13 protein-coding genes and 1 pseudogene are annotated in these 12,997 nt (G+C 68.6%); 4 read left to right on the top strand and 10 right to left on the bottom strand.

Annotated features, from left to right (window positions below):
* Positions 1–389 precede the first annotated feature (389 nt).
* The 10 genes from LBC97_02085 to LBC97_02040 form a co-directional block, all read right to left on the bottom strand.
* Positions 390–1,325, bottom strand: coding sequence for an MBL fold metallo-hydrolase (locus LBC97_02085; protein MDR2564848.1), 936 nt, complete (start codon positions 1,323–1,325; stop codon positions 390–392).
* Positions 1,322–2,167 carry an ABC transporter ATP-binding protein gene (locus tag LBC97_02080; protein MDR2564847.1) on the bottom strand — a complete coding sequence of 282 codons (846 nt, stop codon included), beginning with the start codon at positions 2,165–2,167 and terminating at the stop codon, positions 1,322–1,324. The genes LBC97_02085 and LBC97_02080 overlap by 4 nt, the downstream gene beginning before the upstream one ends.
* Complete coding sequence (locus LBC97_02075; GenBank protein ID MDR2564846.1) at positions 2,164–2,940, bottom strand: ABC transporter permease subunit; 777 nt, start codon at positions 2,938–2,940, stop codon at positions 2,164–2,166. Before LBC97_02075 ends, LBC97_02080 begins: the two co-directional genes overlap by 4 nt.
* On the bottom strand, positions 2,937–3,824 hold the full coding sequence (locus LBC97_02070; GenBank protein ID MDR2564845.1) for an ABC transporter permease subunit: 888 nt from the start codon (positions 3,822–3,824) through the stop codon (positions 2,937–2,939). The genes LBC97_02075 and LBC97_02070 overlap by 4 nt, the downstream gene beginning before the upstream one ends.
* 130 nt (positions 3,825–3,954) lie before the next feature.
* On the bottom strand, positions 3,955–4,986 hold the full coding sequence (locus LBC97_02065; protein MDR2564844.1) for an ABC transporter substrate-binding protein: 1,032 nt from the start codon (positions 4,984–4,986) through the stop codon (positions 3,955–3,957).
* 64 nt (positions 4,987–5,050) lie between these two features.
* Positions 5,051–6,097, bottom strand: coding sequence for a cysteine synthase family protein (locus tag LBC97_02060; GenBank protein ID MDR2564843.1), 1,047 nt, complete (start codon positions 6,095–6,097; stop codon positions 5,051–5,053).
* Between the two features lie 198 nt (positions 6,098–6,295).
* Positions 6,296–7,390, bottom strand: a complete 1,095-nt coding sequence (locus LBC97_02055; protein MDR2564842.1) for a hypothetical protein — start codon at positions 7,388–7,390, stop codon at positions 6,296–6,298.
* Between the two features lie 14 nt (positions 7,391–7,404).
* Positions 7,405–9,231, bottom strand: coding sequence for a GNAT family N-acetyltransferase (locus LBC97_02050; protein MDR2564841.1), 1,827 nt, complete (start codon positions 9,229–9,231; stop codon positions 7,405–7,407).
* 241 nt (positions 9,232–9,472) lie between these two features.
* Positions 9,473–9,919, bottom strand: a complete 447-nt coding sequence (locus LBC97_02045; protein MDR2564840.1) for a PIN domain-containing protein — start codon at positions 9,917–9,919, stop codon at positions 9,473–9,475.
* A complete protein-coding gene (locus LBC97_02040; GenBank protein MDR2564839.1) occupies positions 9,916–10,566 on the bottom strand; it encodes a hypothetical protein in 651 nt (216 codons plus the stop codon). Before LBC97_02040 ends, LBC97_02045 begins: the two co-directional genes overlap by 4 nt.
* Before the next feature lie 75 nt (positions 10,567–10,641).
* On the opposite strand from LBC97_02040, the gene LBC97_02035 reads away from it, so the two are divergent.
* The 4 genes and pseudogenes from LBC97_02035 to LBC97_02020 form a co-directional block, all read left to right on the top strand.
* Positions 10,642–11,094, top strand: coding sequence for a DUF6531 domain-containing protein (locus LBC97_02035; GenBank protein ID MDR2564838.1), 453 nt, complete (start codon positions 10,642–10,644; stop codon positions 11,092–11,094).
* 181 nt (positions 11,095–11,275) lie between these two features.
* Entirely contained in the window at positions 11,276–11,422 is a 147-nt protein-coding gene (locus LBC97_02030; GenBank protein MDR2564837.1) for a hypothetical protein, read from the top strand.
* 7 nt (positions 11,423–11,429) lie between these two features.
* Positions 11,430–11,597: pseudogene (locus LBC97_02025) on the top strand (RHS repeat protein).
* Between the two features lie 6 nt (positions 11,598–11,603).
* Positions 11,604–12,997 (top strand): hypothetical protein (locus LBC97_02020; protein MDR2564836.1); only part of this gene is annotated, 1,394 nt, incomplete at its 3' end.

Below are 12,997 nucleotides of genomic sequence, written 5' to 3'. Positions count from 1 at the left end.
CATGTTGGTTTTCCTTTGGGGGTTTGGGCCGTTGGACGATGCCGCCCAGCCGGGTGTTGTTGTCAGGTCTGGTTGCGCTTTTCGCGTGTTTCGCGCCGTTCGCGTGGGTTATTTGGGCCGGGCCGTGCGCCCGCGCCGAATGCGTGAATTGAGGTAAAACGGGGAAATCGGGCGGATCAGGCGCTACACGCGCTAGAGGCGCGCCGAAGGCGCATTCGCGCGCTCAACATTCGCTCACTGGGGCAAGCCACGTGGGAATAGTGGCAGTGTTTCGCCGGGCGGGTCAACAAGTGTAAAGACGCCCTCTTACAAATGTCCGCACCCGCGCGCAAGGGCCGACCGTTGGTGTTTTTCGACTGAGCCGGGATGGCGTTTGGATTCGACGCGAGTTAGCGCTCGTCCTTCACGTAGTCGAAGCGGAAGGCGTCGCCGTCTCTCAGCACGTGGACCCCTGAGGGCCAGGGCAGGTGTTCGGGGACCAGGATGGTGTCCGTGTCCGCGACCTCGTTCAGGGTGGCCAGCCGGACTTTGGCCGCCTGGGCGCCGTCCACGCAGAGGGCGGTGGACCAGTCGGGATGGGCGAATTGAAGGGCGTTGTGGATCAAGTCGCCAATGAACAGGGCTGTGGCGCCGCCGGAGGTGACCTCAATGGTGACGTTGCCGGGAGTGTGGCCAAAGGCGGGGCGGAAGCGGATCGACTCGGTGATCTGGGCGTCCGCCGGCACCAGGTCCAAGACCCCCAGCGGTCCCAGCGGCCTGATCGAATCGGAGATGTAGTCGCCGGTGCGGCCCAGACGGTCGATCGCCCCGCGGGAAGTCCAGTAGTCCCATTCCGGTTGGGCCAGCTTGTAGCGGGCGTTGGGGAAGGTGGCGCGCCAGGCGCCGTCCTGGGCCAGCGCGGTGGCGAAACCGACGTGGTCGCCGTGAAGGTGCGTGAACACCAGGTAGCTGATGTCCTCCGGACCAATCCCGACCAGGGCAAGTTGCTCCAGCCACGGCCGGTGTTGGTTGTGCATGGCCCCGCCGCCCGCCCGGACTTTCTCGTTCCCGCCGGCGGCGTCTATGATCACCCAGCCCTCCGGGGTGTCAAGGAGATGCGATTGCTGGTTGAGGCGCAGCCGCCCGTTCAACTGGTGCGGGGGCTGCGTGTACCAAGCGTCCGGATCAAGCGGGTGCTCATGGATCTGGGGGAAGAAGAAGGTGGGCAGCGGCAAGGCGTCGAATTCGCTCAACTGGTAGGCCTTGATGTCCCCCACTCGGAAGTAGGGCAGCGGTCCGCTGGTGTGCGGGGTGTCAATGTCCAGGAAGATCGGTTCGTTGGTCATGGTTGGGTTCCTTGTGATGGTGTGGACGGGCGGCGGATGACGGACAGCACCCGGCGGCGGGCGTCCGCGAAGCCTGGTTCTGACCGGGTTTGCAGCTGGTCGCGGGTGCGGCCAAGGTCTATGGGGGTGTCCAGGATGACGCCCTGGTCGCGGGCGCCCAGCACCACGACTCTTTCCGAGGTGTAGACCGCCTCGTCAATGTCGTGGGTGACCAGGACCGTGGTCATGCCGTGCTCCAGCCATAAGGCGCGGATCAGGTCCTGCAAGTCGGACCGGGTTTGGGCGTCCACGGCCGCGAACGGCTCGTCCAGCAGCAGCACGCGGGGGCGGGCCGCCAACGCCCGCGCTATGGCCACCCGCTGCTGCATGCCGCCCGAAAGCTGCCAGGGATGCTGGGCGGCCACCTCGGCGTCCAGGCCCACGTCCGCCAAGAGGCTGGCGGCGAGTTCCGCCTGGCCGGCGCGGTCCGCCACCCGCCGGGCGCCCAAGGCGATGTTCTTGGCCACGGTCATCCAGGGGAACAGGCTCTGCGAATAGTCCTGGAAAACCACCGCTATGCCGGGCAGCGGGGCGTCCACGGCCCGGTCGTCGATCAGCACCTCTCCGGCGCTCGCCGGAGTCAGCCCCGCCACAATCCTCAGGAGGGTTGATTTGCCGCACCCGGATGGGCCCGCCAGGGCCACGAAGGCGCCCGCGTCGACGTGTAAGTTCAGGTCGGAGAACACCGTGGTCGCAGAAGACTTGCCCCGGGCGGGGAAGGTCTTGGCGACCCCCGACAGCCGAATGGTCGCGGGGGACGCCTTGTCCGGCCCGGTTCGCGGCCCGTTCCGCAGGGTGGTCATCGCGTCAGCTCCTGGCGTCGGTGCAGGCCCGCGTACCACCGGGTGCAGCGGCGTTCCAGCGTCTCTCCGGCCCAGGCCGCCAGGACGCCCAGCAGGCCGAGCAGGATGATGCCCGTCCACATCCGCGTGATGGAGTACTGGCGTTGGAATTGGATCACCGCGTAGCCAATCCCGTTGGTGCTCATGACCATTTCGCTGACCACCATCAGGATGATCGCCAAAGAGATGGATTGGCGGGCGCCGGCGAAGAACTGCGGCGACGCGTGTCTGAAGCAAAGCCAGCAGCGGCTCAGCCGCGGCAGGCCGAGCACCCGCATGGTTTCCAACTGGACCGCCGGCACCGAGCGCACCCCGTCGATCGTGTTAAGCAGCATTGGCCAGGTGGTGCCCAGCGCGATCGTGGCGATTTTCGTCAGGTCGCCAATGCCGAACAGGATCAGGAACATGGGGATGATGGCCGGCGAGGGCAGGGCGCGCAGATACGCGATGACCGGGTTGGCCAACAGATTCAGGCGGGGCGCCATGCCGAGGACGGTGCCCGCCACCACAGCGAACCCCGCCCCGATCAGCAACCCCACCAGGAGGCGGTAAAGCGACGGCACCACGTCATGGGTGACGCGCGCCCAATCCCACGTCTCCGGGAACGCCGAGAAAACCTGGCTGAGCGGCGGGAAGAAGATGCTGTCACCGCCCTCAGTCGCCAAAGCGATCACGCCGAGCAACGCCAGCGGCAGCGCCAGGTTCCAAACGCAGGCCCGCGCGATCTTGTTCATTCGCCCTCCCGTCTGATCGAGACGTGCCAGTTCAGCACCCGGCGCTCCACCCCGACCACAATGGAGTTCAGCGCCAGGCCGATCAGCCCGATGATGAAGATCAAGGCGTAGCTTCCGGGGATGTCGTTCGCGCCCCGCAGGATGTTGAGCTGCTGCCCCAGGCTGGGGCCGCCCATCACCAGGCCCGCGGTGATCGCGAGCGCCAAGGAGACCGACACGCCAATGCGGGCGCCGGTCGCCAAGCTGGGCAGCAGGCTTGGCCAGATCACGTACCGAAACCGCTCCCACCGGCCCAGATGCATCACGCGGGCGGTGTCCCACAGCGTCGGGTTGATCGAACGCCGCCCGTAGACCACCTGGAAGAAGACCACCCATTGGCTGGAGTAGGCGGCCAGGAGGGTCTGGGAACCCAATCCGACCGGCATGAGCAGCACTATCACCGGGATCAGCGCCACCGGCGGGATGCCCCGCAGGAAATCCAAGGTGGTGATCGCGGCCCGGTAGACGGGGCGCCACGTGCCGACGGCCAGGCCAAGGATGACTCCGACAACGAACGCGGCGGCCACGCCGACCACCACGGAGATCATGGTCTGCCCGAAGACCCTCCAGAAGTCGCTGGTCGCCAACAACTGGACCGCCCGGTCCAACACGTTCGACAGCGGCGGATAGCTGGCCGTCGGCTTGAGCAGGCCGGTCCGCGGCAGAATCTCCAGCGTCGCCAGAGCCAGCCCTATCCCGGCCCCGCGCCAGGCGGTCCGCGTCAAGGGCTCGGGAAGGCGCCACCCGACACGGTGCCCGCGCCCCCGCCCGCGAGCACCCGCGCCAGTCCCCGCGCCCGCTCCGCCGGGCGCCTTTTCCCGCGCCGGAACCGCCACAGCGTTCATCGCCAGCCCCGCGTCTCCCTGTTTCGTCCCATATTGCCCGATGCCGTCCTGCTCAGCCCCGCTCAGCCCTATTCAGCCCCGCTCAACCCGGTTCAGTTCCGCTCAGCCCCGCTCAGCCCCAAGAAGGAAATCAGCCCTTGAAGATCAGCGCTTCGAGGTCCGGCTCCTTGGTCACCAGGCCGAAGTCTTTGGCGGCGTCCAGCACCCGCTGCAACTCCGCGACGGTGACCTCGTCTTTCCACGAGGTCAGCACAACGGTGTTCGCGACTTCGGGCGTGATCGAGGTGATGGTCGGAATGACGGCCTTGGCCTGGTCCTCATGGTCCCGCGCGTACTGGTAGGACTCTTGGGCGGCGGCCTTGAACGCGGACACCACGTCCGCGTGCTCCTCGGCGAATTTGGCGGAGGTTATCCAGGTGGACACCGTGACCTCGTCGGCTATGTCCTCAAACCCCCACCCGATCGCGCGGGCGCCTCCGGCGATCGCCGCGGACTTGAACGGCTCGATCACCCACGCCGCGTCAATGGTGCCGTTCTCAAGCGCAGTGGGCACGTCCGGGAAGTTGACCTCCACCAGGTTCAGTTTGCTCGGGTCGCCGCCATCCGCCCGGACGGCTTCGCGGACGGCCAGGGACGCTATGTTGGTCAGCGAATTGGAGGACACGGTCTTGCCCTCCAACTCGCGCGGGCTTTGGATGGGCGAGTCGCCGCTGACCAGCAGCGCGCCGTAGTCCTCGCCCCGGACGCCGGTTGACGCGGAGGCGGGCAGCACGGCGACCACCTCGATTCCCTCTGACGCCGCCGCCAGCAGTGAAACCGTCTCGCCGTTCCCAAAGTTCACGCGCCCGGCGGCCACGGCCGGGATCCCGGCCAGGTCGGCCGAATCCAGGTCGAGCGAGAGTTCCAGGCCGTGTTTGGCGAAGATCCCCTGTTCGTCGCCCAGCACTATGGCGGCCAGATGGGACAGGCGGGAGGAGGCCACCGTGACCGTGGTCAATTCGCCGCCGCCGTCCCCGGTCCCGCCGCCACCACCGCCCCCGGCTTCCTGAGAACCGGAACCCTGGCTGGACGGGGCGTCGTCTTTGGACGAACCGCAAGCGGTCAGCGCCAGAAGAGCCGCGACGGCGCTCGCCGCGACAAGGGTGGACTTGAAACTGCGCATTTTAGAGGCCTTTCGAGGTGGAGTGGCCGCAATGGTCACAAACGGGGGGAACACATCAAACACATCACGTCTGCGCGCCGGCATACGCGTCGGCGATTTCGGCGTGGCCGTTGGCCCGCAACCAGTCGGCGTTGTATTCGCGGCTGAGGTAATCGCGGCCTGAATCGGCGGAAAAAACGACGAAGACGGCATCGGGCGCGGCTTTGGCGGCCAATTCGACGGCGATCGCGGCGGACAGCGTGGAGCTTGGACCCAACAACAGCCCTTCGGTCCGCGCCAAGCGCCAGCCGAAGTCGATCGCGTCGCGCCGGGGCCTGGTCGACAGGCGGTCTATCACGTCGAGGTCTATGTTGCGGGCCCAGTCGTGTTCCAGCTCCTCCCAACCGTCGAGCTTGTCCGCCACCGCGAACAAGTTGGTCTTCGCGTTCGGCCCGTCCGCGAAGTCGGTGGCGATCACCTGGACCTGGGGGTTGCGTTCATGCAGGTAACGGCCGGTCCCGGAGACGGTGCCGCCGGTCGCTATGGCCGCCAGGAAGTGCGTCACCTGGCCGTCGGTCTGGCGCCAGATTTCGGGACCCGTCGAATTGAAATGGGCCGACGGGTTGGCGGGGGTGGACTCCTGGCGGGCCCACCAGGTCGAGGGGTCCTCGTCGGCGTGCCGTTCCGCCACGCACGCCCAGTTCTCGGGGTGGTCCCTCGGCACGTCGATCCGCCCGGGGATGATCTCCGCCCCGAGGAAGCGCAGCAGGTTGGCCTTCTCCGGCGACAGCGACGCGTTCGCGACAATGGTCACCGGGTGGCCCGTGGCGAGGCCCGCCAACGCGTAGCCGATCGCCGTGTTGCCCGCCCCGAAGTCGATGATCCGGTGCCCGTCGGGAAGCTCCCCGGAGGCGATCGCGTCCCGGATGATCCCAATCCCGATTCGGTCCTTTGACGACCCGCCCAGGTTGTATTGGTCCAGCTTGACGTAGACCTTGGCTTGCGTGCCCGGTTCGAGCACTTTGGTCAGCCGCACCAGCGGCGTGTTGCCGACCAGCGCGAACGGGGATTCAAACGTTGGCGCTGCGTCCGGGTCGGGGAACGCCGCTTCCAGCTCAGAGGGGATTGCCATGCCTTCTCCTTAGGTTTGCGGTGAACGTCTCGGTCGCATTCTTGGCGGACGATGCCGCGCGGCCCGTCCCAGCACCGCCCCGCGTCCGGCGGCTCGGGCGAACGCTCCCGGCGGGCGGCGCCGCCCGCCCGCCGGCGGCGTTGCCCCGCGTCCGGCGGCTCAAGCGCACGTCCCCGGCGGACGGCGCCGCCCGCCCGGTCACGCGAACGTCCAGCGTTCGTAGGAGCCGCCGCCGCCCGGCCCCGAGTAGTACGGCGAGCCGGTCAGGTGTTCGCGCCCGTGCGGCTCTTGCCAGGCCGCGAGCGCTTCCGCGCCGGAGGGCAGGTTGGGGCGTTCCCCGCCGGGCGGCCGCTGGTCGATGTACTCGCCCGAGGGGCCAGGCAGAAGGCCCAGGAAGTACTGCTCGCGCTCATCCGCGAAGCCCTGCTGGAACAGGTCGCGGGCGTACGCCCACAGGTTAGGGAAATCCGCCAGGCGGACCGTTTGGTCTTCGCCGAACAGTTTCACAATCCCGACCCGGTAGCCCCGGTCGTAACTGGAGAGCGTCTGGAAGAGGCGCACGTCCGAGTCGGTGATGTTCGGGCCGAACAGGTAGCGGCGCGAGTTCAAGCGGAACTCGTAGTCCGCGAGCCTGCCTTCGAAGACCGCTTTCGCGGCTTTGGCCGCCGCCGGGTTGGTGGCGAAGATCTGCTTGTAGGTGCCGTTGTTGATGTCGTCGAAGATCTGCTGGTTAAGGAGGTCGATCTCCTTGCGCAGCGGCTCCGGGTACAGGTCCGGCGCGTCGGCCTTGTGGTAGGGCGCCCAGGCCGTTTCCCACTCGTAGCTGAGCAGGTGGTAGTTGTTCGTCACCACCAGGCCGGTCTTCGTGTCGATCACCGTGGGCGAGGTCCCCCGGCCCTGGAAGTCCGGGTCGGTGCGCCGGTAGAAGTCGTTCAGGCGGCTGGTGCCAAAGTCTTGGCGCAGGGTGTTGCCGTGCTCGGCGATCAGCCAGCCGTCCTCGTCCCGGCCGGTCAGCAGCGCGAACGGGACCGCTTCGTTCAGGCCCAGCAGTCTGAGCACAATCTGCTGGCGGCGGTTCCATCCGCACCCGGTCGATCCGGCCAGCACGTAGCGCCCCGGCTCCACCGGGAACTGCGAATCCGGCCCGCCGAAGTGCGCGGTGAACCAGTTGCGCTGGCGCCTGAAGGCGCCGTCCTCGGTCTGTTCGGTGGTGGTCTCCGGAAACTTGCCGGGATCCACCTTCAACGGTTTGCCCTTGAGGTCAAGCTCTTGCTCTGCGGTCAACGTTGCCATGGTGTTTTCTCCTTTTACTCGGAAATGGGGACGGTACCTATTTCCCGCGGGAAATAGGTACCGTCCCCATTTCCGTTTGGGTTGGTGCGGTGCTGGAGGCGGGGAAAGTCGCGGAGGTCGGCGGGGTAGGCGTCAAGGATGGCGGCGAGCGCCTGGTCGGCCGGGCCCGGTTCGTCGCCGGCCAAGAACCGGCGGCCCTTGAAGCGGGCGTTGAGCCAGTCCACGCGTGCCCAGAACAACCGCCAGATGGCGAGCGTTGCAATTGGCTCCGCGGTGGAGAGGAGCTCCTCAAGGGAGCCGAGGAGATCCACCGCCAAGACTCCGGCCAAGTCGTCGCTCCGGCCTTCGGCCAGGTCCGCGCCCGAGTTGCCCGCCTGGTTCTTGGGCCGCGTTGCGGACTGCGGGGTTGTCTGCCTGGCCAAGGCCACTTTCTGGGCGGCTGTGTCGAGTGCCGCGCGGGCGGCCTGGAGGTCTTGGCCCGGCCAGTCGCCCGGATACGGGAGGACCGGCACGGACGGGTCGCGCGGCGGGCGGCGGCGCCGCAGTTCGGCTGGCGGTTCCAGCCAACCGGCGCGGACGTCTCCCAGACCCTCGGGTTGGGGCAGCGGGCCGAACGGCTCGGCGTAGCTCCCCTGGGCGTTGGGAAGGAGCCCGGCCGCCTCCAGTTCCTCAGGCGTCAAGGCCGCCAGGCCCAGGACCAGGCGGGCCTGGTGCCACACATGGGGCCAGTCCGCGACCGCGCCGAAGCCCGCGAAGCCGGCGCGCCAGCCCAGGTCATAGGACAGCAGGAGACTGAACAGGTAGACGTCGGCGCGGCCGGGGCGTTCGCCGCCCAAGAACGGGCCGTTTGCCGCCAAACGCCGGTTGAGCGCGTCAAGGCGGGCGAAGAACACCCGGACCGCGGCCGTGCGGGCCTCCGGTTCCGGCGACCACAAGGCGGTTAGCGCGCCAACGCCCAGATCGGCCACGATCTGCTTGATCAGCGGCTCGTCGGGGCCGCCGTCGGCGCTGGCGACGGGCTGTTCCGTGGCCGGGCTTGTCGTCTGTTCTGCCAGAAGACCTTGGGCCGCCAAACGGGTGATGATCCGCTCAGCGCGACGCACGGCATCGGCGGGCGGGGCTGCTGGAACGAACGCTCCGGAAACGTCCACGGCGCCGGCGGGATGGTCGGGCCAAAGCGACTTGTTCGGCTCCCGCCAGAAGGGGGGGCCGCCGGACGGGCCGGGCCGGCGCTCCACGTGGATGACCTGCGATTCGGGCAGCGGATCCGGGACGTGGTAGGTGAAGGTCAACAGGCGCTCGTCGTAAGGCGACACGAAGGCCGTCTCACGTTCGGGACGGCGGACAAAGCCCTCGGCGTAGTAGAGCCGGTGGGCGGCTGACATCTGCGGGCTCGAATTGATCTGGATGACCTGGAACCCGTAGGCGCGGGCCAACGCGATGGCGTGATTGGTCAACGCGGCCCCCAGGCCCAGGCCGCGCCCGTCCGGGCCGACCGCCAAGACCGAGAAGGTGAAATGCTCGGGGGTCCAGAACTCCACCTTGGGCGTCAAAACAATTCCGAGGAGGTGGTCCTGGGCGTCCACCGCCACCCAGATGTGCCAGGCCTCGGCCCTCTGGCCCAGCCGTCTGAGGCCCTGCTCGTAGCCCTCGGACACCCAACACCCCGTGGTGAAGGCGGCGACCAGCAGATCCTCGGCGGCGGTGTATTCATCCGGCCGGGCTTCGCGGATGACCTGGCCGCCGGGCAAGCGGACGTGGTGGGCCCAGCCGGGCAGTTTGCCGGCCGTGTCGGCGTAGCTGGACGTGGGCGTGTCGGCGGCCAACGCCAAGTGGTTCATGGCTATCTCCTGGGAAACGCCCGGCAGGTGGCGGCCGGACGCGAGTCGAGAACGGGTTATTGGGGAAAAGGAAGCGCGTCGGTTAACAACAACGGGAGCGCATTCGCGCGTTCGGCATTCGCTTCGCCCGTTCGGCCACGTCGAAGATGGTGGCAGCGCCCGTGGCGGGGGTCAAGAATTGTAAATGTCGCCGGCTTGCCGGGTTCCCTTGCTGATTGGCGTGTCGGCGGCCTGGTGGCCGTCAGGCCGCCGACCCGCCGGACCAGGTGGATTCGTCCCACGGATTGACCACGGCAAGGCCAAAGCGGGCGAAATACGACACATTCCGGGTGGCGATCCCCGCTTTCAGGGCTGCGGCCGCCGCCCCAATCAGGGCGTCCGCGAACGGCGCCGGGTCGGGAACGTGATACGCGGCCGCGATTGAGGCCACCTCCCGCGTCACGTCCACTATCCGCCCGTCAAAAGCTTCGGCCAGCGTGCCGAGCCAGCGGCTGTAGACCAGGCCCTGGGCGGGGTCTTTCCTGGCTGTGAGGAGGCAGCCGACCTCGAGTTCGTGCAGGGTGATGACGGAGAGGAAAGCTTGGTCAAGCGGCGCGGCCTCCGCCCAGGCCGCGAACACCGGGTCCGCCTTCCCGGATCTGGCCCGCCGCAGCTCTGACGCGACCATGGTGTCCAGAAGCAGTCTCATGGGCGCGCCGACGGATGGTCGTCTGAGCGCACAAACGGCGTCTCCAGGTCCGCCAGCGTCTCCGGTCCAGACAGGTCGGCGAGCACCGCGCCTGCTTTCCAGCGCGACAGCCGCGTGGCCGCCTCGACCAGGATCAACCGGGCCTCGGCCTCCATGGAGCGCCCTCGCGCGGCGGCCGCGCGCTTGAGTTCGTTGTAAGTGTCCTCCGGCAACGACCGGACCGTGAGCGTTCTGAGTTTCATGGCGCCTCCTCTGCTGTCATCAACGCTAGCAGGTGTGCAAGCAATGCTCTCGGAGGGTCTATCGGCCGCGGGAGCGGGAGTCATCGCGTTCACCGCCGAGTTCGAACGGGATTTGTGCGTGTTGCCGCGCGGGAACCAGTCGTGGGATTGGTGGGGTTCGAACACCGGCCCGGCCGCGCCGGACGACGATTGCATCAGGGCGTTGTCGTTGAGGATGACGACCACCCCAGGGGTGCCGGACCAATCGTATTGGGCTATGTACAAACGCCAGGTGTACTCAACCGGCGGGTTGAACTGGTATTGCGACCCGCGTTCGTCTTGGAGCTGTTCGGGTTTCTCGTCCGTGGACTGGTACCGGATCGACTCCTCGGCGCGGCAGTTCCGGGCCGAGGTTTGCGAGAACAACAGCGAGTACGGCCCGGCGGGCGGGTGGTGCAGGGCGTCTTCGGGTTGGGTGGGGGCGACTGTTGAGGAGTTGGAGTGGATGCTCCACTGCGGGGAGAACCCGTCTTTGGACGATCAGGGGAATTGCCACGGGGATCCGGTGTCTCCGCGACGGGGGAGTGGTGGGAGACGTCGAAGGATTTGGAGGTTCCGGGGGTGGGCCCGGCGTTGGAGTGGGCGCGGAGCTATTCGACATTCGCCCGCCACGACCCGGGGTTGATGGGCACCGGTTGGCGTTCGAACCTGGAGATGTTCCTGACGCCGGGCGACGGGTACGCGGGTAGCCTGGCTTCGGCGCCGTCGGTGGTGGTGGTCCAGGAGAACGGCTCCCGGGTGAAGTTCACGAAGGGCTCGGACGGCCGTTACGGGTCATTGGCCAGAGTGCGCGCCACTTTGGAGGCCGCGCCGGGCGGCGGGTTCGTGTTCAACCGGCGTGACGGGCAGGTGTTCGTTGTGCTCAGCATCGACCCGGTCCCCGACCTGATGTAACCCCGTCCCGGCGGTGGCCCTCGTGGGGCGGCTGCGGATCGGTTCCTGGGTCAGGCGACGCGCGGGGAGCCGACGCCGGGCCGGGCGGTCGGCGGCCGTGTTCCCTTGGCTAACCGGTTTGGGGCCATTATGTCGGCAAGCGGCGGCCGGCGTGCCCGTCGGGCCTGAAAGGGTGCCGGGGTTGATCGGTTCGGTCCTCAGCTCCGGGCGTCCCTGCGGCTCAGGCGTGCTGGGACGGGGTGGGGGCACGGCATCGGCGGGGCTGTTCCTCCACGGCGACCTGACGGGCTCCATCCCCGGCGGGGGCGACGACGTCTTACGCGTATGACAAGGCCGGCCGGGTTGTGTCGACGGTGAGCGCGGCGGGGGAGGCGACCACGTACGCCTATGACCAGGCCGGGCGCCTGACGGGCGTGTCGGATCCGGAGGGGCGCTACCAGAACACCGCGTACACCACGACCGGGCTGGTCGCCCGGCAGACGACGGGGCAGGGGAACGCCCAGACCGTGGTGTCTTGGGGGTACGACTCCGGCGGCCGGCCGGTGTCCTATCGGGACGGCGACGGCCGGACCCGGACGGCCGTCTACGACTTGGACGGGCGCCCGGTCAGCGAGTCGAGCCCGGCCGGGGGGACGACCTCGTATGTTTACGATGCCGCCGGGCGGGTCGCGTCTGTCGCCCGCCCCGACGGCTCGACGGTCGGGTATGTTTACGACCAGTTGGGGCGGCTCGCGTCGGTGGACTACCCGGACGGCGCCGCGGACGTGGTGTACGCGTACGACCAGTACTCCCAGCTGGTGGGCGTGTCGGATGGGACGGCGTATTCGTATGACGCGTTGGGGCGGGTCGCCTCGGTTTCGGGCCCGAACGGGGCCGTGTCCTACGGGTACGACGCGTGGGGGAGGCTGGCCGCTTTGGGGTACCCCGGCGGTCAGGAGGTTTCGTACTCCTACGACCTGGCGGGGCGGCTGACCGGGGTTGAGGGCCCGGACGGGGGCGTTTACCGGTATTCGTACGACCCGGACGGGCGGGTCACCTCTTTGACGTACCCGAACGGCGTTCAGACCGCGTACTCGTACGACCAGGACTCCCAGGTGACCGGGATCAACGCGGTCGGCCCGGACGGGGCGCCGGTCTTGGATTTGGCGTACTCGTACACCGCGTCCGGTTTGCTGGACGCCGCGGAGGCCAGTTACGGGGACGGGGCCGGGGCGGCGTCCACGGCGGCGGGGTACGGGTGGGACGCCCAGGGCAGGCTGAGCGGGGTGACCGGCCCGGACGGGGCCGGGGCGGCGGTGTCGTTCACCCCGGGCGGGGCGGTCACGGCCCTGGACACCGGGACGGCCCTGGCGTACGACCCGGCGACGGGCCGCTTGGCCTGGTCCTCCGCCCAGGGCGGGGCGGCTGTCGTTTACGGGTACGACCCGCTCGGCAACCGGACCGCGGAGACCCAATCCGGGGCCGTCGCGCGCTCCTTCGCGTGGGACGGCGCCGGGAACCTGACGGGGGTGGCCGCCCCGGGGCGGGGGTCGGCGGAGTACGTCTACGACGCGTCCGGGCTCCTGCGGTCCGCGACGAGGACCGGCCCGGACGGGCAGGCTGCCGGGGTTTCCGAGTACACCTGGGACCGGACCCGCGCGGTCGCGGCGATGCTGTCCGACGGGGAGAGCGTGTACGTGTACGGGCTGGGGACCGCGCCCCTCGCCCAGCACCCCGCCGCCGGCGGGGCCCCGGAAGGCGGGGCCGGGCCGGGCGTGTTGTTCCTCCACGGCGACCTGACGGGTTCCATCCGGGCGGTCACCAACGCGGACGGCGCTTTGGTCGCCGCGTCGGACTACACCGCGTTCGGGGAGCCGGTGGACGTCGCCGGGCTGGCGGGGGTGCGGTTGGCGACCGCGTTCGG

Source organism: Bifidobacteriaceae bacterium, assembly GCA_031281585.1.
Taxonomy (GTDB): Bacteria; Actinomycetota; Actinomycetes; order Actinomycetales; family WQXJ01; genus JAIRTF01.
This window is presented reverse-complemented; position numbering and strand designations above follow the sequence as displayed.

Bases quoted from the DNA above. Each gene is read 5' to 3' on its own strand.
- LBC97_02085 (MDR2564848.1), bottom strand. From the start codon at position 1,325: ATGACCAACGAACCGATCTTCCTGGACATTGACACCCCGCACACCAGC.
- LBC97_02080 (MDR2564847.1), bottom strand. From the start codon at position 2,167: ATGACCACCCTGCGGAACGGGCCGCGAACCGGGCCGGACAAGGCGTCC.
- LBC97_02075 (MDR2564846.1), bottom strand. From the start codon at position 2,940: ATGAACAAGATCGCGCGGGCCTGCGTTTGGAACCTGGCGCTGCCGCTG.
- LBC97_02070 (MDR2564845.1), bottom strand. From the start codon at position 3,824: ATGAACGCTGTGGCGGTTCCGGCGCGGGAAAAGGCGCCCGGCGGAGCG.
- LBC97_02065 (MDR2564844.1), bottom strand. From the start codon at position 4,986: ATGCGCAGTTTCAAGTCCACCCTTGTCGCGGCGAGCGCCGTCGCGGCT.
- LBC97_02060 (MDR2564843.1), bottom strand. From the start codon at position 6,097: ATGGCAATCCCCTCTGAGCTGGAAGCGGCGTTCCCCGACCCGGACGCA.
- LBC97_02055 (MDR2564842.1), bottom strand. From the start codon at position 7,390: ATGGCAACGTTGACCGCAGAGCAAGAGCTTGACCTCAAGGGCAAACCG.
- LBC97_02050 (MDR2564841.1), bottom strand. From the start codon at position 9,231: ATGAACCACTTGGCGTTGGCCGCCGACACGCCCACGTCCAGCTACGCC.
- LBC97_02045 (MDR2564840.1), bottom strand. From the start codon at position 9,919: ATGAGACTGCTTCTGGACACCATGGTCGCGTCAGAGCTGCGGCGGGCC.